Source organism: Streptomyces sp. cmx-18-6 (assembly GCF_046548915.1).
Taxonomy (GTDB): domain Bacteria; phylum Actinomycetota; class Actinomycetes; order Streptomycetales; family Streptomycetaceae; genus Streptomyces.
Genome location: NZ_JAEBEP010000010.1, coordinates 160,432 through 181,377, shown reverse-complemented (window position 1 = coordinate 181,377; position 20,946 = coordinate 160,432). Strand labels below are relative to the sequence as shown.

Below are 20,946 nucleotides of genomic sequence, written 5' to 3'. Positions count from 1 at the left end.
TCGGCCGGGGGTGTCGGTCCGGTGGAGGGCTACCCGAGCGCTACCGCGAGCGGGGTGCGCCGGGACACGCGGACGCCGGGCGGCTGGGGGTGCGGGAGCAGCCCCGCGGTCTGCGCCGCCTCGGCGTAGCGGGTGAACCAGACCACTTTGCCGTCCGGGGTCCGGCAGGTCCCCCAGCTGTCGCTGAGGGCCATCACCCGGCTCAGTCCGCCGCCGGCCGGCAGCAGCCGGGGCATCCGGGAACTGTCGTCGGCGACGGACACGGTCACGTGCCGTCCGGTCCAGCGGAGTTCGACGACGCAGTCATCGCCGTCGCCGACGTGCCGGCGGACGTTGGTCAGGAGTTCGTCCATGGCCCGGCACACCGGCCGGATGTGGAGTTCGAGACTCCAGTGACGAAGGTGTGCGGCGACGATGCGCCGCACCTGGGAAACGCGCTCTGCCGACACCTGCAATTCGACCGAACAGTGCCGGTCGAGTGGAACGGTCATCGTCGAGGCTCCTCACCGCGAGGCCCACCAGCTTCACCCCGTCGTACCAACACCCCCCGAACACGAAGCGTGAGCACAGTTCACTTCTGGGTCACTCAACAGGGTGACTCGGGTGTGCCGTCCTCGCAACAGATGAGCTGTCGCCGCTGGTGAGGACCGGCCGGCCGCGGTCGTCACGGGAGGTAGGGCAGCACCCGGTCGGGGGTCAGCGGCAGTTCGCGGAGCCGGGCCCCGGTGGCGTGGCGGACCGCGTTCCCGATGGCGGCCGCGGTGCCGACGATGCCGATCTCCCCGATGCCCTTGGAGCCCATCGGGTTGAGGTGGCGGTCGTCCTCGTCGATCCAGTGCGCCTGGATGTCGAGCGCGTCGGCGCAGACGGGCACGTGGTAGGAGGCGAGGTCCTTGGCGGTGAAGTCGCCGAAGGCCGGGTCGATGGCGGAGCCCTCGGTCAGCGCCATGCCGATGCCCATGACCATGCCGCCGGTGAACTGGGAGCGGGCGGTGCGGGCGTTGAGGATCTTCCCGGCGGCGTACACGCCGAGGAGCCGGCGCACCCGGACCTCCCCGGTGACGGAGTCGACGGCCGTCTCGGCGAAGTGGGCTCCGAAGGCGTGCCGGGCGTACGGGGATTCCTCGGCGGTCTCCTCCTCGGTGTCGCCGCTGGCGGTGAGCCCTTCGGCGGGCAGCGGCCCCCGGTGTTCGGCGATGCGGACGGCCAGCTCCGTCGCGGCCTTGTGCACGGCCCAGCCCCAGGAGGCGGTGCCGGAGGAGCCGCCGGCCAGTGGGGCGGTGGGCAGGTCGGTGGAGCCGATGACGGCCTCGACGCGCTCCACGTCCGCGGAGAGCGCGGAAGCGGCGATCTGGGCGAGGACGGTACGGGCGCCGGTGCCGATGTCGGTGGCGTTGACCTCGATCCGGAAGGAGCCGTCCGCCGCCGCGTGGGCGCGCGCGGTGGACCGGGAGGCCATGACGGGGTACGTCGCCGAGGCCACGCCCGTACCGAGGAGCCAGCGGCCCTCCTGGCGGACGGCGGGGCGGGGGTCGCGGCCGTGCCAGCCGAAGCGCGTCGCGCCCTCGCGCAGGCAGGCGGCGAGGCCCCGGCTGCTGAAGGGGCGGCCGCTGTCGGGTTCGGTGGCCGGGTCGTTGCGGAGCCGCAGCTCGATCGGGTCCATGCCGAGCGCGCAGGCGAGTTCGTCCATGGCCGACTCCAGGGCGTACATCCCCGACGCCTCCCCCGGTGCGCGCATCCAGGAGGGGCTGGGCACGTCGAGGACGGTCACCCGGTGGACGGTCGTGCTGTCCGGCGACCCGTACATGACGCGGGCGGGCACGGCGGCCTGCTCGACGAACTCCTTGAGGGTGGAGGTGTGGGTGACGATCTCGTGGGAGACGGCGTCGAGCGTGCCGTCCGGCTCGGCTCCCAGGCGCACCCGCTGCACCGTGGGGGCCCGGTGGCCGACGACCTCCGCCAGCTGGTTGCGCGGGAAGACCATTTTGACCGGGTGGCCGGTGTGCCGGGCGGCCATGGCGGCCAGCACCGCCTGGGGGCGGGTCGTGCCCTTGGAGCCGAAGCCGCCGCCGACGTGTTCGGAGACGACGGTGATGTGCTCGGGGTCGAGGGCGAACGCCTGGGCGAGGCTGTCGCGCACGGTGGTGGAGCCCTGGCTGGAGTCGTGGACGGTGAGGTGTCCGTCCGCCCACCGCGCGGTGGCGGCGTGCGGCTCCATGGGGTGGTTGTGGAGCGGGCTGAGGCGGTAGGTCGCGTCGATCTGCACGGGGGCGGCCGCGAAGGACCGCTCGAAGTCGCCGCGTTTGCGGACGGCGGGGAAGCCGCCGTTGGCCTCTTCCGGGGTGTAGAGGCCCGGGTGGTCCTCGGTGAGGGTCACGTCGTGCGGGGCGCTCTCGTACTCGATCAGCAGCAGTCCCGCGCCCGTCCGGGCCGCTTCGGGGGTGTCCGCGATGACCAGGGCGATCGGCCAGCCGTGGTGCGGGACCCGGTCGTTCTGGAGCACGGCGAGGATCGGGTCGTCGGGTTCGGCGAGCTTCGGCGCGTTGTCGTGGGTGAGGACGGTGTGCACGCCGGGGACGGCGAGCGCGTCGACCGCGCGTACGGCGACGACCCGGCCGGAGGCGACGGTGGCCGGGACGGGCCAGGCGTGGAGAGTGCCGGGCGGGGTGTGCTCGGCCGCGTACCGGGCGGCGCCGGTGACCTTGTCCCGGGCCTCCCTGCGGACGACGGGCGCACCGGTGAGCTGCGGGGCTTGGGTCATGGCGGCGGGGTCCTCCGGTCGGTGGGGCGGGGGTCGGGCCGGGCCCGGGGGTCAGGTGCTCGGGGCGGTCCGCGGACCCGGAGGCCCGGTGAGTTCGCCGAGCACGTCGACGGCGAGGCGGCGGGCGAGGTCCACCTTGAAGGCGTTGTCGCGCAGGGGCCGCGCCTCGGCGAGCTCGGCGATCAGCGCGTGCTGGAAGGCGGCGGCCGTGGCGGGCGCGCCGAGCAGCTCGGCCTCGGCCCGGCGGGCGCGCCACGGCCGGTGGGCGACGCCGCCGAACGCGAGGGTGGCCCGTTCGATCCGGCCGGCGTCCACCCGGACGGTGGCGGCCACGGAGACCAGGGCGAAGGCGTAGCTGGCCCGGTCGCGGGCCTTGCGGTAGCGGGAGACCGTGCCGGGGACCGGCGGCGGGAGCACCACCTCGGTGATCAGCTCGCCGGGCCTGATCACGGTGTCCTGGTCGGGGTTCTCGCCCGGCAGCCGGTGGAAATCGGTGACGGGGACGGTCCGTTCGCCCTCGGGTCCCAGCAGCACCACGGTCGCGTCGAGCGCGGCGAGGGCCACGGCCATGTCGGAGGGGTTGGTGGCCACGCACTCCGCCGAGTGCCCGAGGATCGCCAGGTCGCGGTGGTTGCCCTCGCGGGCGGGGCAGCCGGAGCCGGGAAGCCGCTTGTTGCAGGGCTTGGAGACGTCCTGGAAGTAGGAGCAGCGGGTGCGCTGGAGGAGGTTGCCGCCGGTGGTGGCGGTGTTGCGGAGCTGCCCCGACGCCCCGGCCAGCAGCGCCTGGGAGAGCGCCGGATGGTCACGGCGTACGTCGGGGTGGGCGGCGAGGTCGCTGTTGCGGACGGTGGAGCCGATGCGCAGGCCGCCGTCCGGGGTCCGGGCCACCCGGTCCAGCGGCAGCCGGGTGACGTCGATGAGGAGGCCGGGCTCCTCGACGCCCAGTTTCATCAGGTCGACGAGGTTGGTCCCGCCGCCCAGGAACCGGGCTCCGGGGCCGGCCGCGCAGAGCCGTACGGCTTCGGCGGTGGAGGTGGGGCGCTCATAGCCGAACGGTTTCACGGGGTCACGTCCTCGATGGCTTCGACGATCCGGGGGTAGGCCCCGCACCGGCACAGGTTGCCGCTCATCCGCTCGCGGATCTCGTCCGGGCCGAGGGGGGCGGGTTCCTCGGTCAGGGCGTCCGGCGGGGTGGCGTGGGAGGGGAAGCCGTCCGCGGCCTCCGCCAGCATCCCGACGGCCGAACAGATCTGCCCGGGGGTGCAGTAGCCGCACTGGAGGGCGTCGCGCTCGACGAACGCCTCCTGCACGGGGTGCAGGGTGTCGCCGTCCGCGAGCCCTTCCACCGTGGTGATCGCCGAGCCGTCCTGGGCGACGGCGAGCAGCAGGCAGCTGTTGGCGCGGCGGCCGTCCACGAGCACGGTGCAGGCTCCGCACTGGCCGTGGTCGCAGCCCTTCTTCGCACCGGTCAGGCCCAGCTGTTCCCGCAGCAGGTCCAGGACCGTGGTGCGGTGGTCGAGCGTCAGCCGGGTCTCCTCCCCGTTGATGTGCAGGGTCACGCTCGAACGTTCGACGGTGACCGGCTCCGGCGCGGTGACCGCTCCCAGGGCGAGGGAATCCATGCTCGAACACCTTTCACTACGGGCCTGTGTTGACCCTGTTCACAGCCGTTTCGTCGTCTGCGGCGCGCGGCCGGGACGACGAGGGTGTCAGCGGTTCTCCAGGCGCAGCCTGACTTCCTGCTCCTGGTCCCCCGCCGCGGTGCCGACGATGCGTACGGCGAACGCGCCGGTGAGGTGGTCGCGGAGCCGGTCGACGGCCCAGTAGCCGCCCTGGGCGTCCACGGTGACCGGTGCGGAGAGCGTCGCGGGCTCGACGGCGGCCTTCGGTTCGGACACGTCGACGGTGGTGACCCAGACGGTCGGGCGGGGGCCGCTAGTCCGCTCGGGTTCGTCGTCGGCGGCGCGGTCGGAGTCGAAGGCGCTGCCGAGGACGTGGAACACGGTTCGCGCGTCCGCGAGGTCGCACCGGCTCAGCGACACCAGCACCTCCTGGTCGGCTGTGGAGTCGTCGCCGCTTCGTTCCGGGGTGCTGTTCACGGGGTTCCTTCCATCGAGTGCCGGCCTTCGGGTCTTCTCCAGGCTGACCCCGCGCCGGGCCGGCGGCGACACGGGAAGGGCCGGGGGTGCGTCGCCCGGGCCCGGCGCCGCCCGGAGGGCTAGAGCTCGCGGAGAGCGGGCAGGAGGGACTTCTCCGCCCATGAGATGAAGGACTGCTGATGTTCGCCGCCCACCTGGACCAGTGCGATCTCGGTGAAGCCCGCGTCGCTGTAGGCGCGTACGGCGTCGACGAACTCGTCCACGTCCTGTCCGCACGGGATGGACGCCGCGACGTCCTCGGGGCGGACGAGTTCGGTGGCCTGGGCGAAGGCGGCGGGCCCGGGAAGCTCCGAGTTGACCTTCCAGCCGCCGACCGACCAGCGGAACTGCTCGTGGGCGCGGGCGAGCGCGGCGTCCCGGTCGGTGTCGTAGCAGACGGGGAGCTGGCCCACCCGGGGCTTTCCCGCGCCTCCGTGCCGGTCGAAGTCGTCCAGCAGGCCGCTCTTGGCCTCGGTGGCGATCACCAGGTCGGCAGTGCGGCCGGCGAGCTCGCAGGAGGACGGGCCGGACACCGCGACGCCGATGGGCACCCGGCGCTCGGGCAGGTCCCAGAGCCGGGCGTTCTCGACGTCGTAGTGGGCGCCGTGGTGGCTGACGTCACCGCCGTCGAAGAGCGCCCCGATGATCTCGATGGCCTCGTCCAGCATCTCCAGCCGTACGTGGGCGGCCGGCCAGCCCGCGCCGACGACGTGTTCGTTGAGGTTCTCGCCGGAGCCGAGGCCGAGCCGGAACCGGCCCTCGGCGAGGATCTGGAGCGTGGCGGCCTTCTGGGCGACGACCGCCGGGTGGTACCGGGTGGTCGGACAGGTCACGTACGTCATCAGGCCGATGCGCTCGGTGGCCTGTGCCGCCGCGCCGAGGACGGCCCAGGCGTACGGGGCGTGCCCCTGCTCCCGCAGCCAGGGGAAGTAGTGGTCGGAGGTGACGGAGAAGTCGAAACCCGCCGCCTCCGCCGCCACCACGTCCCGCACGAGTTCTCGCGGCCCGGTCTGCTCGGTCATCATCGTGTAGCCGATTCGCACCATGCGAAACGCTTTTCCCGTTACCTACTCATAAAACATGAATTGATGTGAACAGCCGACTGACAGCCTTCCCCCGGGGTATGCGGCAAGCATGGATGTAACGAACGCAGCCACGCAGTCACTGGCCGCCACTCTCGCCGACGGCACGGGCGCGCTGGCCATCGTCTTCCCCGTCGCCGCGCTCGCCGTGGTGGGTCTGCTGATCGGCGGATTCCTGCTGGGCAAGCGCAAGAAGGACGCCGAACCGCCGCCCCCGCGCCCCGACGAACAGCCGAGGAAGCCGGAGGGGCGCACGCACATCGACGCCCACGACCCGCACGCGTCCGACCGCTTCCCCGACGACGGCCGTGCCCTCAACCCGCATCAGCTGGACGATCACGGCAACGCGCCGTTGCCGCCCCATCAGGACGGTCCGCGCACCGACACGGATCCCCCTCGCAGCTGACCGTCCCCCATCGGGGGCGGGTCCGCGGCCCCCTCGTCACCGGAGGTAGTGATGAGCCGGTCGGCCGCCGACCGACGAACACGCGTCACGGTCCTGGTCGCGCTCGCGGCCAACCTCGTGATCGCGGCAGCCAAGACCGTGGGCGGGCTGATCTCCGGCTCGCCCGCTCTGCTGTCCGAGGCGGCCCACTCGGTCGCCGACAGCCTCAATGAGATCTTCCTGCTCGCGGCCCTGCGGCGCAGCCGCCGCCCCGCCGATGCCCGTCACCCGTTCGGCTACGGCAAGGAGCGCTTCTTCTGGGCGCTGCTCGCCGCGGTCGGCATCTTCGTGATGGGCGGCTGCTTCTCGTTCTACCAGGGGCTTTCGGCGTTGCGCCGGGACGACCACGAGTCGCCCACCGGCTACACCGCCGGGCTGGTCGTGCTCGGTGTCGCCCTCGTCGCGGAGAGCACCTCACTGGCCCGGGCCCTGCACCAGGCGCGCGGTGAGAAGGGCGCGGCCCTGGACCCGGCGCTGCGTACGGTCATCGCGGAGGACAGCACCGCCGTGCTCGGCGTCAGCCTGGCCATCGCGGGCATGTCCCTGCACCTGGCCACGGGCAGCGTGGTCTGGGAGGCGGCCGCCTCCCTGGGCATCGGGCTGCTCCTGGTGTACGTCGCCTTCCGGCTCGGCCGGGACGCCCGGGACCAGCTCATCGGGGAGTCGGTCGATCCGGACATGCAACGCGATCTCGTGGGCTTCCTCATGCGCCAGAACGAGATCGACAACGTGGCCGAACTCCTCACCATGCGCCTGGGCATGGACTCCGTGCTGGTGGCGGCCCGCGTCGACCTCGCTCCCGGCATCGACAGCGAGCGGGTGGAGGAGGTCTCGATGCGCATCAGGGAAGCCATGTGCGACCGGTGGCCGCAGGCGGACCAGGTCTTCCTCGACATCACGAACGCCCCGCTGCGCGGGGGACTGTGAGCGGGGGGGGACGGCGAGCGGGCCCGCGTTGCGGGACGGGCCGGGCCGGTCGAGGGTGGGTGCTGGACCGCGGCAGCCGATCCCGTGCGCCGCACACCCGTGAGAAGGCAGTGGACCATGACCGGAAGCGAGCCCCGTACGGCCCCCTCCGCGGCGCCTCTGACCGGCCCGGCGGCACCGTGCTGGGTCACCCTGATGACCCGGGACCTCAAGGCCGCTCAACGGTTCTACGCCGAGGTCCTGGGCTGGTCGTTCCGCCCTGGCCGGCTGGGCGCGGAGTTCTCCGTGGCGCGCCGGGGCGAGGTGCCGGTCGCCGGGATCTTCGCCGTGTCGTCCGCGTACCAGGTCGTGGTGGCCTGGACGCCGTACTTCTCGGTGTCGGACGCGGACCGGGCCGCGGCCCGGGTGCGCGAGCGCAGCGGAACGGTGGCGGTGGGGCCGCTGACCCTGGGCAAGGGGCGCGGTGTGCTGGCCTCGGACCGGGACGGGGCCGCCTTCGGGCTCTGGGAGCGCACCGAGCCCTCCGCCTCGCCGCCGGCCCCCGACGACCACGCGCACGCGTGGCTGCGGCTGCGGACCCGGGACGCCTTCGACGCGGCGATCTTCTACGGGGAGGTACTCGACTGGGCGAGCGGCCTCCCCGGAGCCTGTGACGTCGCGTACGAGGGTGACGAGGTCATCGTGCGGTGCGAGGGGCACCCGCTGGCCCGGATCAGCTCCGGAGCGGTGGAGGCCGCCGTCGATCCGGTGGTGCGCCCGCGCTGGCAGGTGCAGTTCCCGGTGGAGGACCTCGCGGGAACGGTCGCGGCGGCCGAGCGGCACGGCGGCGCCCACGTCGAGGAGCTGTCGGTGCTGGGCGGCAAGGAGGTCACCCTGCGGGACCCGGACGGCGCACTGTTCACGGTGACCGACGTGCGCGGTCCGGTCGGTCCTCCGGCGGGCTGAGCGGTTCAGTCCTTCGCGCCGGCGGACGACTTCCCGTCGCGGTCCTCGGCACCGGCGGACGACTCTCCCTCGCGGTCCTTCGCGCCGCTGGACGACTCCCCCTCGCGCGGCTCGTCCGTGCGCGGCCCGGAGCGGCCGCGGGCCAGCGCCCAGAGGGGGAAGATGAACCAGCAGGCCAGGAACCACAGCGCTATCCCGGCGACCAGCCACAGGGCGAACGTGTTGTGGAGGGCGACCCGCATGATCAGCAGCAGGGTCGAGCACATCGTGAGGAAGAGCAGCCCCAGCCCCAAGACGGTCATGCGCGAGGCCCAGATGACCGTCTCCGGCTTCATCCGCCGGCCGGTGAGCAGCCGGTGGTACGAGACGGGGCCGATCAGCGCGGCGGCGGTGGCGGAGCCGAGTACGACCGTGATCACGTAGATGTCGCGGTCCACGTCGGGCAGGTCGACGAACCTGGGCTGGAACACCACGGCGAGGAGGAAGCCGAAGAGGATCTGCACCCCGGTCTGGGCGACGCGCAGTTCCTGGAGGAGTTCCCCCCACTGGCGGTCCGCCCGCTCGTCCGCGGTCTCCTCGCGGCCTCTGCCGTTGGTCTCCGACATGGGCGCCATCCTCTTCTCGACATGACCGGGCGCACTGGCGCACCCGTTCGATCCGGGACTACTGGTGCCCCGGCCCGGCGGGACCAATCCACCGGGTACGGCCGGTACTTCCCGGTCGACCCATGCCCCGCTCCCGTAATACGATCTGTCCACGGCATCGCGCGTCGGTCACCGTCCGGGTGAGGCGTGGAGGTAGCCCGTGAGTGCCCGTTGGAGGCATTCCACCGTGTCGGTCGAGTTGAACCACACCATCATTCATTGCCGCGACAACCGCGAGTCCGCCGAGTTCCTGGCGAATCTGCTGGGCCTGGACATCGGACCGGAGTGGGGCCCGTTCATTCCGGTCGTCCTCGCGAACAGCGTCACGCTGGACTTCGCGACGATCCCCGAGGAGTCCATCGCGCCGCAGCACTACGCCTTCCTCATCTCGGAGGCGGAGTTCGACGCGGCGTTCGTCCGGATCCAGGAGCTGGGGATCGCGTACTACGCCGATCCGCATCGGAAGCTGCCCGGCGAGATCAACCACAACGACGGCGGCCGGGGCGTCTACTTCCCCGATCCCAGCGGTCATTTCCTGGAATGCATCACCCGCCCCTACGGCGGCTGAGCGCGGGCGGCGGTCAGCCGGTGGTGAGCAGGAATTCGGGGCGGTCCCACATCACCGCGGGCGGGTCGGCGCGTACGGTGCCGACCGGCTCGGCCCCCACACCGCGGTAGAAACCCTCGGCGGGCGGGTGCGCGACGATCCGCAGCGCGCTCACGCCCGCCCGCCGGGCCTCCTCCCGCAGATGGCCGATCAGCAGCCGTCCGATGCCGAGGCCCTGGGCCTCGTCGGCGACGAACATGAGGTCGAGCTCGGGCGGCTGGAGGATCAGCGCGTAGAAGCCGAGGACCCGGTCGTCGGCGCGGTCGGCCGCCACGAAGACCCGGTGCGTCTCGATGTAGTCCGGTCCGACCCGGTAGCCCTCGACCATCGGGGCGTAGGGGCCCTCGTAGGCGCGTGACGCGCGGACCAGCCGGGTGAGCCGCCGGGCGTCGCGCACCGTGGCCCGGCGGACCAGCGGGTCCGGACGGAACGCGCCGCGCCGGGATGCCGTAACGCCTGATCTCATACGACGAGTATTACGTACGGTTCCGCGGGCGTCCGCCGGGTCGCGTATCGCGTACGGCTTCACGGGCGTCCGCCGGGTCGCGTTCCGGCCGCCCCGCCCGGCCGTCCGCCGGGTCTCCCACCTGCCGCCGGTTCGGCGCGTTCACGATACACAGACCATTCCGTCGCACGATGTCCGCATGAACGGCTGTTCGGGGGTACACGGACTCCTGCACGTCGCCCGGCGGTTGCTCCGCCGGGCCCGGACCGAAAGGGGTTGACCACTGTGCGACACCAGAGCCGCGTACCGGCCGATGAGCGGTGGGGGCGGTAGCCGTGACAACAGTGATCATCATCATCGCCGTGGTCGTCGTCCTGGCCGCAGCCGCCTACTTCTTCCTGGTCCGCGGCCGTCAGGCCGGCGGCCGGAGTCTGCACGGCCGCTTCGGCCCCGAGTACGACCGGGTGGTCGCCCGGCACGACGGCGACACCAAGGCGGCCGAGCTGGAGCTCGAGGAGCGGGTGAAGCGGCACGGGCACATCGAGAAGCGCCCGTTGACCGAGGCGGCCCGCGCCGACTACACCGCGCGCTGGGCCCGGACCCAGGAGCAGTTCGTCGAGTCGCCGCAGCAGGCGCTCGACGAGGCCGACGCACTGCTGGCCGACCTCTCCCGCGACCGTGGTTTCCCGGCCGGTGAGAACTTCGAGGACCGCACCGACGCGCTCTCCGTCCACCACGCCCGCCATGTCGACGGCTACCGCCGGGTGCACAGCGTGCGGCGGGACGGCGCCGACACCGAGGAGATGCGCGAGGCGTTCGTCGAGGCCCGCGGCCTCTTCGACGCGCTCCTCGAGGACGGCCCGGAACAACGCGAGCACGGCAACCGACAGCTGACGAAGGGACGGGGCACATCATGACGCAGAATCCGAACGGCACCGAGAACACCGGCTCCACGCCGAACAGGCCCACACCGTCCACCGGGGCCGAGCGCGTCCCGCCCGTGACGCCTCCCGGCACCGCGCCGGCTGCGCCCGTACCGCCCGCGGCGGCCAAGCCCTCCGGGTCCACGCCGACGAGCGACGGCGCCCTGGGCACATCGGCCCCGGCGGCCGACCCGGCGCACACCGGGACGACCCGTACGCCCGGCAGTGCGGACACCGGCCGCGCGGCGACTTCCCCGGACGCCCGGGAGACCGGCCGCACGACGGCCTCCCCCGATTCCCGGGACACCGGCCGCACCGGTTCCGCGAAGACGTCCTCCCCCGGTACGGACGCCGGCCGCTCGACCGGGTCCGTCGGGGACGGCAACGGCCGTCCTCTGTTCGCGACGGAGGAGCGGGAGAAGTTCGACGCCCGGATCCACCAGGCGGTGGCCGGTTTCGTGGAGAACCCGCGCCAGGCGGTGCAGGAGGCCGACGCCACCTTCGACGAGGTCGTCGCCAAGCTCACGGAAGCCCTGTCGGACCGGTCGCGGCTGCTGCGCGCCGATCGCGACGGGGAGCGGTCCGAGGCCGGGACGGAGGATCTGCGGATCGCCCTCCAGCAGTACCGCGATCTGACGGAGCGCCTCGTGCGCCTCTAGGGTGTGTCCGGCCTATCCGGTCCTGATCCGCCGGACACACCCTAGGCGCTGACCTCACGACGTGATGACGTACGGCCGCGAGGGGCCGGTCCCGACCGCGAAGCACCGGTCGGACCGGCCCCTCGCGGCCGTACGCGCCAGAGGCGTCCCGGCTCCCCGCCGGCCCTTTTCCTCACTCCTCCGGGGCGCCGTGGCTCTCCGTGGCGCTGTGGTTCTCCTCCTGGTGGGTGGGGGCGGGAGGAGGGGGCTCGTCGGTCGGTCCCACCACCCTGCCCACACCGAAGGCGACGCCGAAGACGACGGCGACCGCGGCCGCGAACGCCGCGATTCTCAGTCCGGTGCTCATGACTGCCTCCCTGCGGACGACTGGGGTTCCCTACGCGCCCAACATACCCCCTGGGGGTATGAAGGTCCACGGCGGGCCGCCGCGCGGGATCAGCCGACGATCACCAGCCCCGCGCGCAGCCGCTCCAGCGCGGCTTCCGGGAGGCGCAGCCCCTTGCGCACATAGCCGTCGAGACCGCCCCACCGCTCGTCCATGGCGTCGAGCGCCACGTCGAGGTAGCGGGGGCGGACCTCGACGATCGCCGCCGCCACGACCGGGTCGCCGCCGCCGTCCAGGAACTTCTGTACGTAGGGGGCGAACGCGGCCCGCACGGCGGGGTTCACGGAGAGGAAGTCCGACCGCACCGTCTCGCGGGAGGCCCCCAGGATCATCAGCAGCACGGCCGCCGCCCAGCCGGTGCGGTCCTTGCCCGCCGTGCAGTGGAAGAGCACCGGGCGCGCGCCGGGGTCCGCCGCCGTCTCCAGGAAGGCCCGGTAGGCGGCCGCCGCTCCCGGCGAGAGCACCAGCTTGCGGTAGGTCTCGGCGAACAGCTCCTCGGCCCGGCCGCCGCCCAGCGCGCGTTCCGCCTCGGCCGGGTCGGCGAGCAGCGCCTTGAGGCGGGCCGGCGCGACGCCGGGGTGATCGCCCAGGACGTCGGCGACGAAGAGCCGGGCCCGGGCGGGGAGCCGGTCCGGGGCCCACTGCCGTTCGTCGGCGGTGCGCAGGTCGACGACGGTACGGATGCCGAGCGCGGCCACCCCCCGGTCGCCCTCGGGGTCGAGGTCGCTCAGCTGCCCCGAGCGGAACAGGACGCCTTGGCGCACCCGGCGGTCACGGTCCAGGGCGATGCCGCCCAGGTCGCGCAGATTGACAACGGTGGCGGCCGGAACGGTCCGGGCGGTCTGCACGATGAACTGCCTCTTTCCCTGACGAATTCCAGGAATTCCACATATCGGGACCAACGGCGCTCGTGACGCCGACGAGCGACCACTCAAGGACGCCGTGTGCGCTCCGGGGCGCCGCCCGGCTCGCCGCGTACGCCCGGAGCCTCGGGCGGATGTCAGTCCGCCAGCAGCTTCGCCTTCTGTTCGGCGAACTCGGCGTCGGTCAGCACGTCCCGCTGCCGCAGCTCGGCGAGCCTCTCCAGCCGGGTGATGATGTCGTCCTCCGCGCCCCCGTCCGCATCCGGCGCACCCGCGCCGAGGCGCTCGTGCGCGACGAACGCGCCGCCCGCCGCCCGGACGGCGGCGGCGAGCCGCGGGGTCCACAGGTCGTCCCGGACGACGAGCGCGAGGGAGTCGCCCTGCGGGAGGCCGCGGCCGACCACGTCGACGTCCGAGGCGGTCAGCCCGGGCTCCGCCCCGCCCTCGCCCGCGTCACGGGGCACCACTCCTTCCGGGTCCAGCTCGCGCAGCTCCGCCCGCGTCGGCGTGCCGTCCTCGGCCCGGCGGACGAATGCCAGGTCGCGGGCGCGTACAGCACCGGATGCCACGGCGTCGGCGAGGACAGGCGCGATCGCCTCGGCGAAGCGGCTGCCGGGGAAGGCGATGACGAGGTACTCCACAGGTCCGACGGCCACGGTCGCGTCCTCTCCGTACGCCGACAGACCCAGGGCCATCGACGTACATACGGGCATTCCACTGGAAACCGGGTGAAAAAGAAGAAACTTCGCACATAATATGCATCACCGTGTGGATTAACCCGGTTGTCGGGCCCGGCCGTGTTGCTCCCGGTCGCCCGAAGGGGCGGGTTACGCGACGGTAAGTAAAGGATCAAGTGCGGACCGGAGAGGGCAAGGTCACAGCACGTGCCCCTGCTGCTCTTTCCTCGCACTGACCTAGCATCTGACCATGACGGTCCAGCCAGCTGACGGGCTCTCTCCGGCCGCCGCGTTCCCCGACCCCTCCCATGACCAGTGGCAGAGCCTCGTCGAAGGCGTTCTGCGCAAGTCGGGCAAGGAAGTCTCGGGCTCGGCCGCCGAGGAAGCGCTGTCCACCACACTGGAGGACGGGCTCACCACCCGGCCCCTCTACACCGCGCACGACGCCTCGCCCGACACCGGCTTTCCCGGCTTCGCCCCCTTCACCCGGGGCAGCAGGGCCGAAGGGAACGCGGCGGGCGGCTGGGACGTGCGCCAACGCCACGCCCTGACGGATCCCGCCCGGCTGAACGAGGCCGTGCTCGGCGATCTGGAGAACGGGGTCACCTCCCTCTGGCTCACCGTGGGCGGCCCGGCCGGCGTCCCCGCGGGCTCGCTCGCCCGCGCGCTGGACGGCGTCTACCTCGATCTGGCCCCCATCGTCCTCGACGCCCCCGCCGACCTGGACGCCGCCGCCGGCGAGCTGCTGCGCCTGTACGAGGAGCGCGGCGTCGCCAGGAACGAGGCCCGGGGAACGCTGGGAGCCGACCCGCTCGGCCATGAGGCCCGTACCGGCGTCGAGGCGGACCTCGCCGCCGCCGTCCGCTGGGCGCGGGTGTGCGGCCGGGAGTACCCGGGGCTGCGGGCGATCGCCGTCGACGCCCTGCCGTACCACGAGGCGGGCGGTTCGGCCGCCGAGGAGCTGGGGCTGTCCCTGGCGACCGGGGTCGCCTATCTGCGGGCGCTGACCGAGGCGGGCCTCAGCGTGGAAGAGGCGTGCGCCCAGCTGGAGTTCCGTTACGCGGCCACCGCCGACCAGTTCCTGACGATCGCGAAGCTGCGGGCGGCGCGGCGGCTGTGGGCGCGGGTCGCCGAGGCGTCGGGGGCTCCCGGAGCCGGGGCTCAGCGGCAGCACGCCGTGACCTCTGCGGTGATGATGACGCGCCGTGACCCGTGGGTGAACATGCTGCGCACCACGCTCGCCACGCTGGGCGCGGGGGTCGGCGGCGCTGACTCCGTGACCGTGCTGCCGTTCGATCACGCGCTGGGCCTGCCCGACGCGTTTGCCCGCAGGATCGCCCGTAACACCTCGACGATCCTCATGGAGGAGTCGCACCTGGCCCGGGTGATCGACCCGGCGGGCGGCTCCTGGTACGTGGAGCGGCTCACCGACGAACTGGCCCTGGCCGCTTGGGCGTTCTTCCAGGAGACCGAGCGGGCGGGCGGACTGCCGGCGGCCCTGCGTTCGGGGATGGTCGCGGAGCGGCTCGCCGCCACCTGGGCGGCGCGCAGCGCGAAGCTGGCCCGCCGCAGGGAGCCGGTGACCGGGGTCAGCGAGTTCCCGATGCCCTCCGAGCGCCCGGTGGAGCGGGAGCCCGCGCCCGACGCGTACGCCGGGGCTCCGGGCGGTCTGCCCAGGGTCCGGCGCGACGAGGCGTTCGAGGCGCTGCGCGCCCGGTCGGACGCGCACCTCGCGGCGACGGGGGCGCGGCCCAAGGTGTTCGTCGCCGCGCTGGGACCGGCCGCCGCGCACACCGCGCGGGTCTCGTTCGCCGTCAACCTCTTCGGGGCGGGCGGGATCGAGGCGGTGCACGATCCGGTGTCGGTGGACGCGGCGACGGCCGGGGCGGCCCTGACCGCCTCCGGCGCGGGCGTCGCCTGCCTGTGCTCCTCGGACGCCCTGTACGCCGAGCAGGCCGCCGGGGTGGCCGGGGCGCTGAAGTCGGCGGGCGCGGCGCAGGTGTTCCTGGCGGGACGCCCCGGCGAGTACGCCGACGTCGACTCCTACGTCTTCGCGGGCTGCGACACGGTCGCCGTTCTCACCTCCGTACTCGATCGCATGGGAGTGGCGTGATGCAGACATCGCCCACGGAACAGAAATCCTCCGTTCCCGACTTCTCCGGGATCGCGCTGGAGTCCGCCGCTCCCCCGGCCGGTTCCGCCGATGAGTGGCGGGCGGCGGTGGTGAAGGCCGCAGACGGCGCCCAGGAGGCCCCGCTCTGGGAGACGCCCGAGGGCATCACGGTCAAGCCGCTCTACACGGGCGAGGACCTGGAGGGCCTGGACGCGCTGCACTCGTACCCGGGCATCGCCCCGTATCTGCGCGGACCGTACCCGACGATGTACGTCAACCAGCCCTGGACGATCCGGCAGTACGCAGGCTTCTCCACGGCCGAGGAGTCCAACGCGTTCTACCGGCGCAACCTCGCGGCCGGTCAGAAGGGTCTGTCGGTCGCCTTCGACCTGCCGACCCACCGGGGGTACGACAGCGACCACCCCCGGGTGACCGGCGACGTCGGCATGGCCGGGGTGGCGATCGACTCGATCTACGACATGCGCCAGCTCTTCGACGGCATTCCGCTGGACCGCATGTCGGTGTCGATGACGATGAACGGCGCGGTGCTGCCCGTGCTGGCGCTGTACATCGTGGCCGCCGAGGAGCAGGGCGTACCGCCCGAGAAGCTGGCCGGGACCATTCAGAACGACATTCTGAAGGAGTTCATGGTCCGCAACACCTACATCTATCCGCCGACGCCCTCGATGCGGATCATCTCCGACATCTTCGCGTTCACCTCGCAGAAGATGCCGCGCTACAACTCCATCTCGATCTCCGGCTATCACATCCAGGAGGCCGGGGCGACGGCCGATCTGGAGCTGGCGTACACGCTGGCGGACGGGGTGGAGTATCTGCGCGCCGGGCAGGAAGCGGGCCTGGACGTCGACGCGTTCGCGCCCCGGCTGTCGTTCTTCTGGGCGATCGGCATGAACTTCTTCATGGAGGTCGCCAAGTTGCGGGCGGCCCGGCTGCTGTGGGCGCGCCTGGTCAAGCAGTTCGACCCGAAGAACCCCAAGTCCCTTTCGCTGCGCACCCATTCACAGACGTCCGGCTGGTCGCTGACGGCGCAGGACGTGTTCAACAACGTGACGCGTACGTGTGTGGAGGCGATGGCCGCGACCCAGGGGCACACCCAGTCGCTGCACACCAACGCGCTGGACGAGGCGCTGGCGCTGCCCACCGACTTCTCGGCGCGGATCGCCCGCAACACCCAGCTCCTGCTCCAGCAGGAGTCGGGGACCTGCCGGGTCATCGACCCGTGGGGCGGCAGCGCGTATGTGGAGAAGCTGACGCGCGACCTGGCCGAGAGGGCCTGGCAGCACATCGAGGAGGTCGAGGCGGCCGGCGGGATGGCGAAGGCCATCGACGCGGGCATCCCCAAGCTCCGGGTGGAGGAGGCGGCCGCCCGCACACAGGCGCGGATCGACTCCGGGCGGCAGCCGGTGATCGGGGTGAACAAGTACCGGGTGGAGACCGACGAGAAGATCGACGTCCTCAAGGTCGACAACTCCTCGGTGCGCACCCAGCAGATCGAGAAGCTGCGGCGGCTGCGCGAGGAGCGCGACGAGGTGGCGTGCCAGGAGGCGCTGCGGGCGCTGACGGCCGCCGCCGAGAGCGCCCCGGGGCCGGGCCTGGAGGGCAATCTGCTGGCGCTGGCGGTCGACGCGGCGCGGGCGATGGCCACGGTCGGGGAGATCTCGGACGCGTTGGAGAAGGTGTACGGGCGGCACGCCGGGCAGATCCGTACGATCTCCGGTGTGTACCGCAAAGAGGCAGGGGACTCCCCTTCGGTGGACCGCACCCGCGCGCTGGTCGACGCGTTCGAGGGGGCGGAGGGCCGCCGTCCGCGCATCCTGGTCGCCAAGATGGGCCAGGACGGCCACGACCGGGGCCAGAAGGTGATCGCCACGGCCTTCGCCGACCTGGGCTTCGACGTGGACGTCGGCCCGCTGTTCCAGACGCCCGGCGAGGTGGCGCGTCAGGCCGTCGAGGCGGACGTGCACATCGTCGGCGTCTCCTCGCTGGCGGCGGGGCATCTGACGCTGGTGCCGGCGCTGCGCGAGGAGCTGGCCGCCGAGGGGCGCGAGGACATCATGATCGTGGTGGGCGGGGTGATTCCGCCGCAGGACATCGAGGCCCTGCACGAGGCGGGGGCGGCCTCGGTGTTCCCGCCGGGGACGGTGATCCCGGACGCCGCCCACGATCTGGTGACGCGGCTCGCCGCCGCGCTCGGCCACGAGCTGTGAGCCGCTGACCGGATGGCCGCCAAGATCGACATCGACAGTTATGTGCGGGGAGTGCTCGACGGCAGGCGGGCGTTCGTGGCGCGCGCCATCACGCTCGTCGAGTCGACGCGGGCCGAACACCGGGTGCTGGCCCAGGAGTTGCTGAGCCAGTTGCTGCCGCACGCCGGGCGGGCCCGGCGGATCGGGATCAGCGGGGTGCCGGGGGTGGGCAAGTCCACCTTCATCGACGCGCTCGGCACGATGCTCACCGGGCTCGGGCACCGGGTGGCGGTGCTGGCCGTGGACCCGTCCTCCAGCCGTACCGGCGGTTCCATCCTGGGCGACAAGACCCGGATGGAACGCCTCGCGGTGGACCCGGCGGCCTTCGTGCGCCCCTCCCCCACCGCCGGGACGCTGGGCGGGGTGGCGAAGGCGACCCGGGAGTCCATCGTGGTGATGGAGGCGGCGGGGTACGACGTGGTGCTCGTGGAGACGGTGGGGGTCGGGCAGTCGGAGACGGCGGTCGCCAACATGGTGGACACGTTCCTGCTGTTGACCCTGGCCCGGACCGGCGACCAGTTGCAGGGCATCAAGAAGGGCGTCCTGGAGCTGGCGGACGCCATCGCGGTGAACAAGGCGGACGGCCCGCACGAGCGCGACGCCCGCTCGGCGGCGCGCGAACTGGCGGGCGCGCTGCGGCTGATGCACCCGGTGGACGCGGCCTGGACCCCCCCGGTCCTCACGTGCAGCGCCCGCGAGTCGACCGGGCTCGACACGCTGTGGGAGCGGCTGGAGCAGCACCGTACGGTCCTGGAGTCCACCGGCAGGCTCGCGGCCAAGCGCCGCGACCAGCAGGTGGACTGGACCTGGACGATGGTCCGCGACGAGCTGCTGGACAGCCTGCGCAACCACCCGGCGGTGCGCAAGCTCGCCCCGGATCTCGAACAGCGGGTCCGGGACGGCACGTTGACGGCGACGCTGGCCGCCGAGGAGATCCTCGGCGTGTTCCGCGGCGACGAGACCGCCTGAGCCGCGCCCGAACAGACCGATGGGCCCCCGGACGGAGGGGCCCATCGGCGTTTCGGGGGTGCGACGCGCGGCGCACGGGGGTGGGTGCGCGCGACGGACCGGCGGTGCGGCGCGGCTCAGACGCCGACCGCGGGCACGTGGACGGTCGGTACGACGACGGGGGCGCCGTCCGAGGTCGCGGTGAGGATCTCCGCCTCGATGCCGTACAGCTCCCGCACCAGGTCGGCGTCGACGATCTCGCGCGGCGGCCCGGAGGCGACGATCCGGCCGGCGCGCATGGCGACCAGGGTGTCGGCGTAGCGGGCGGCCGCGGCCAGGTCGTGGACGACCATGACGATGGTGCGGCCCTGCGCCGCGACCTCGCGCACCAGGTCCAGGACCTCCACGGCGTGGCCGATGTCGAGGGCGCTGGTCGGTTCGTCGAGGAGGACGATCGGGGTCTCCTGGGCGAGGGCCATGGCGAGCCAGCAGCGCTGGCGCTGGCCGCCGGAGAGCTGGTCGAGGCGGCGGTCGGCCAGAGCGGTGGTGCCGGTGGCCTCCAGGGCGCGGGTGACCGCCTCCTCGTCCTCGTGCGACCACTGGCGGAACAGGCCCTGGTGCGGGTGGCGTCCGTACCGTACGAGTCCGGCGACGGTCACCGCCTCGGGGGCCTGCGGGGCCTGGGGCAGCAGGGCTATGCGGTGGGCGGCGTCGCGCTGGCGGAGCTGCCAGACGTCGGCGTCGCCGGCGAACACCTGACCCGAGCGGGGCTGGTGGAGGCGGGCCACACAGCGCAGCAGGGTCGACTTGCCGCAGCCGTTGGGGCCGACGATCGCCGCCACCTGTCCGGACGGCACGGTCAGATCGACGTGGTCCACGGCGGTATGACCGGCGTATCCAGCGGTGAGCTGTTCAACACGGATGTCCACGACGACCGGCCTTTCCGAAGAAATGGGGCATCACCTTGCCTGATGCCGCTAAAGTAAGGCTAACCTTAGCTCGCCGAGCGGCCCTCGGTCGCCCTCGTGCTGCCGTAGTGCCCTCGTCGCTTCATGTCCCGTTGATTCCGGAGCCCTTGATGACCCTGCACCGCCGCCCCGTCCGCACCGCCTCCCGAAGAGCGGCGCGAGCCGTCGCCACGCTCGGCGCCGCCGCCCTCCTCCTCACCGCCTGCGGAACGGACTCCGACTCCGGCAAGCCCTCCGGCGACAAGAAGGCGGGCAAGGCCGACTCCGCCTCGTCCGCCACCCGGACCGTCAAGGACGCCACCGGTGCGGCCGTGGAGATACCCACGGAGCCCAAGCGCATCGTGACGCTCACCCAGGAGGACCTGGACGCGGTGCTTGCGCTGGACATCAAGCCGGTCGGCATCACCAACGGGCAGGGCCTGGACAAGCCGCCGGCCTACCTGGCGGAGAAGGTCGAGGGCGTCAACGTCGTCGGCAACCTCCTCCAGCCGGTCATGGACAAGGTCGTCGCCGCCAAGCCCGACCTGATCCTCGCCGGTGACATGCAGGACGAGCAGGTGCTCAAGCAGCTCCGCGAGATCACCCCGGCCACGCTGGTGACGATGGCGCCGACCGACGACTGGAAGCTGTTCTTCCGCGGTGTCGGCAACGCCGTCAACAAGCTGGACGCGGCCAACAAGTTCATCACCGACCACGAGGCCGCCGCCAAGGCCGCCGGGGAGAAGCTCGGGAAGAACAAGGGCGCCGAGGTCTCCATCGTCCGCTGGAACCCGGACGGGCCGAGCTGGATGGAGAACAAGCAGTTCGCGAGCGGGGTCGCGCTGGAGATGGGGCTGAAGCGGCCCAAGTCCCAGAACAAGGACGGCAACGCGCACACCCCGTCGCTCAGCCTGGAGAAGATCAACGAGATCGACGGCGACTGGCTGTTCCTGTCGACGCTGACCTCGGACGGCGCCAAGGCGCTCAAGGACGTCCAGGACAAGCCGGCCTACAAGGAGCTCGGCGCGGTCAAGAACAAGCAGGTCGTGACGGTCGACGGCTCGGTGTGGTCCACCCGCGGCGGCCCGCTGGCGGCCGATGTCGTGATGGAGGACTACATCAAGGCGCTCTCCGCCAAGTAGCCGCACCACCAAAGCAATTGCGCGGATC

At 72.6% G+C, this 20,946-nt stretch carries 22 protein-coding genes; 10 read left to right on the top strand and 12 right to left on the bottom strand.

Features of this window, described 5'->3' with window-relative positions; translation table 11 throughout:
- Positions 1-29: 29 nt before the first annotated feature.
- From ACLJPL_RS23625 to ACLJPL_RS23600, 6 genes are all read right to left on the bottom strand, one after another.
- A complete protein-coding gene (locus ACLJPL_RS23625) occupies positions 30-491 on the bottom strand; it encodes an ATP-binding protein (RefSeq protein WP_411082907.1) in 462 nt (153 codons plus the stop codon).
- A 173-nt stretch (positions 492-664) separates the two neighbouring features.
- The gene (locus ACLJPL_RS23620) at positions 665-2,761 is read right to left on the bottom strand and encodes a xanthine dehydrogenase family protein molybdopterin-binding subunit (RefSeq protein ID WP_411082906.1); all 2,097 of its coding nucleotides are present in this window, start codon (positions 2,759-2,761) and stop codon (positions 665-667) included.
- Between the two features lie 51 nt (positions 2,762-2,812).
- Positions 2,813-3,823: an FAD binding domain-containing protein gene (locus tag ACLJPL_RS23615; RefSeq protein WP_411082905.1), complete on the bottom strand. Its 1,011-nt coding sequence runs from the start codon at positions 3,821-3,823 to the stop codon at positions 2,813-2,815.
- Positions 3,820-4,383, bottom strand: coding sequence for a 2Fe-2S iron-sulfur cluster-binding protein (locus ACLJPL_RS23610; protein ID WP_411082904.1), 564 nt, complete (start codon positions 4,381-4,383; stop codon positions 3,820-3,822). The genes ACLJPL_RS23615 and ACLJPL_RS23610 overlap by 4 nt, the downstream gene beginning before the upstream one ends.
- 87 nt (positions 4,384-4,470) lie before the next feature.
- Positions 4,471-4,860, bottom strand: a complete 390-nt coding sequence (locus ACLJPL_RS23605; RefSeq protein ID WP_411082903.1) for a hypothetical protein — start codon at positions 4,858-4,860, stop codon at positions 4,471-4,473.
- Between the two features lie 119 nt (positions 4,861-4,979).
- Entirely contained in the window at positions 4,980-5,945 is a 966-nt protein-coding gene (locus ACLJPL_RS23600) for an LLM class F420-dependent oxidoreductase (protein WP_411082902.1), read from the bottom strand.
- An 88-nt stretch (positions 5,946-6,033) separates the two neighbouring features.
- Between ACLJPL_RS23600 and ACLJPL_RS23595 the strand changes: the two genes are divergently transcribed.
- From ACLJPL_RS23595 to ACLJPL_RS23585, 3 genes are all read left to right on the top strand, one after another.
- A complete protein-coding gene (locus tag ACLJPL_RS23595) occupies positions 6,034-6,387 on the top strand; it encodes a DUF6479 family protein (RefSeq protein WP_411082901.1) in 354 nt (117 codons plus the stop codon).
- Between the two features lie 51 nt (positions 6,388-6,438).
- Entirely contained in the window at positions 6,439-7,353 is a 915-nt protein-coding gene (locus ACLJPL_RS23590; RefSeq protein ID WP_411082900.1) for a cation diffusion facilitator family transporter, read from the top strand.
- 117 nt (positions 7,354-7,470) lie between these two features.
- A complete protein-coding gene (locus ACLJPL_RS23585; protein ID WP_411082899.1) occupies positions 7,471-8,298 on the top strand; it encodes a VOC family protein in 828 nt (275 codons plus the stop codon).
- 5 nt (positions 8,299-8,303) lie between these two features.
- On the opposite strand, the gene ACLJPL_RS23580 is transcribed toward ACLJPL_RS23585, so the two are convergent.
- Positions 8,304-8,903, bottom strand: a complete 600-nt coding sequence (locus ACLJPL_RS23580; RefSeq protein WP_411082898.1) for a DUF6328 family protein — start codon at positions 8,901-8,903, stop codon at positions 8,304-8,306.
- Between the two features lie 226 nt (positions 8,904-9,129).
- Here ACLJPL_RS23580 and ACLJPL_RS23575 point away from each other — a divergent pair, with 226 nt between their 5' ends.
- Entirely contained in the window at positions 9,130-9,510 is a 381-nt protein-coding gene (locus tag ACLJPL_RS23575; protein WP_411082897.1) for a VOC family protein, read from the top strand.
- A gap of 13 nt (positions 9,511-9,523) precedes the next feature.
- Here the strand turns inward: ACLJPL_RS23575 and ACLJPL_RS23570 are convergent, their stop codons facing one another.
- On the bottom strand, positions 9,524-10,015 hold the full coding sequence (locus ACLJPL_RS23570; protein WP_411082896.1) for a GNAT family N-acetyltransferase: 492 nt from the start codon (positions 10,013-10,015) through the stop codon (positions 9,524-9,526).
- 314 nt (positions 10,016-10,329) lie between these two features.
- Here ACLJPL_RS23570 and ACLJPL_RS23565 point away from each other — a divergent pair, with 314 nt between their 5' ends.
- Together ACLJPL_RS23565 and ACLJPL_RS23560 are read left to right on the top strand one after the other, a co-directional pair.
- Entirely contained in the window at positions 10,330-10,911 is a 582-nt protein-coding gene (locus ACLJPL_RS23565; RefSeq protein ID WP_411082895.1) for a hypothetical protein, read from the top strand.
- Positions 10,908-11,576: a hypothetical protein gene (locus ACLJPL_RS23560; protein ID WP_411082894.1), complete on the top strand. Its 669-nt coding sequence runs from the start codon at positions 10,908-10,910 to the stop codon at positions 11,574-11,576. Before ACLJPL_RS23565 ends, ACLJPL_RS23560 begins: the two co-directional genes overlap by 4 nt.
- A gap of 172 nt (positions 11,577-11,748) precedes the next feature.
- Here the strand turns inward: ACLJPL_RS23560 and ACLJPL_RS23555 are convergent, their stop codons facing one another.
- The 3 genes from ACLJPL_RS23555 to ACLJPL_RS23545 all read right to left on the bottom strand — a co-directional run bounded on the left by ACLJPL_RS23555 (position 11,749) and on the right by ACLJPL_RS23545 (position 13,480).
- Positions 11,749-11,922: a hypothetical protein gene (locus ACLJPL_RS23555; RefSeq protein ID WP_411082893.1), complete on the bottom strand. Its 174-nt coding sequence runs from the start codon at positions 11,920-11,922 to the stop codon at positions 11,749-11,751.
- Between the two features lie 89 nt (positions 11,923-12,011).
- The gene (locus ACLJPL_RS23550) at positions 12,012-12,809 is read right to left on the bottom strand and encodes a tyrosine-protein phosphatase (RefSeq protein ID WP_411082892.1); all 798 of its coding nucleotides are present in this window, start codon (positions 12,807-12,809) and stop codon (positions 12,012-12,014) included.
- A 152-nt stretch (positions 12,810-12,961) separates the two neighbouring features.
- A complete protein-coding gene (locus ACLJPL_RS23545) occupies positions 12,962-13,480 on the bottom strand; it encodes a DUF6325 family protein (RefSeq protein WP_411082891.1) in 519 nt (172 codons plus the stop codon).
- A gap of 271 nt (positions 13,481-13,751) precedes the next feature.
- Here ACLJPL_RS23545 and ACLJPL_RS23540 point away from each other — a divergent pair, with 271 nt between their 5' ends.
- From ACLJPL_RS23540 to meaB, 3 genes are read left to right on the top strand one after another with little or no spacing between them, the layout of a single operon-like run.
- The gene (locus tag ACLJPL_RS23540; protein ID WP_411082890.1) at positions 13,752-15,614 is read left to right on the top strand and encodes a methylmalonyl-CoA mutase family protein; all 1,863 of its coding nucleotides are present in this window, start codon (positions 13,752-13,754) and stop codon (positions 15,612-15,614) included.
- A complete protein-coding gene (scpA, locus tag ACLJPL_RS23535; RefSeq protein ID WP_411082889.1) occupies positions 15,614-17,842 on the top strand; it encodes a methylmalonyl-CoA mutase in 2,229 nt (742 codons plus the stop codon). Before ACLJPL_RS23540 ends, scpA begins: the two co-directional genes overlap by 1 nt.
- 12 nt (positions 17,843-17,854) lie before the next feature.
- Positions 17,855-18,850 carry a methylmalonyl Co-A mutase-associated GTPase MeaB gene (gene meaB / locus ACLJPL_RS23530; protein WP_411082888.1) on the top strand — a complete coding sequence of 332 codons (996 nt, stop codon included), beginning with the start codon at positions 17,855-17,857 and terminating at the stop codon, positions 18,848-18,850.
- Positions 18,851-18,966: 116 nt separating this feature from the next.
- Here meaB and ACLJPL_RS23525 read toward each other — a convergent pair whose 3' ends face one another.
- Entirely contained in the window at positions 18,967-19,758 is a 792-nt protein-coding gene (locus ACLJPL_RS23525; protein WP_411082887.1) for an ABC transporter ATP-binding protein, read from the bottom strand.
- Between the two features lie 149 nt (positions 19,759-19,907).
- Between ACLJPL_RS23525 and ACLJPL_RS23520 the strand changes: the two genes are divergently transcribed.
- Entirely contained in the window at positions 19,908-20,918 is a 1,011-nt protein-coding gene (locus ACLJPL_RS23520) for an ABC transporter substrate-binding protein (RefSeq protein ID WP_411082886.1), read from the top strand.
- The last annotated feature ends 28 nt before the right edge of the window (positions 20,919-20,946 follow it).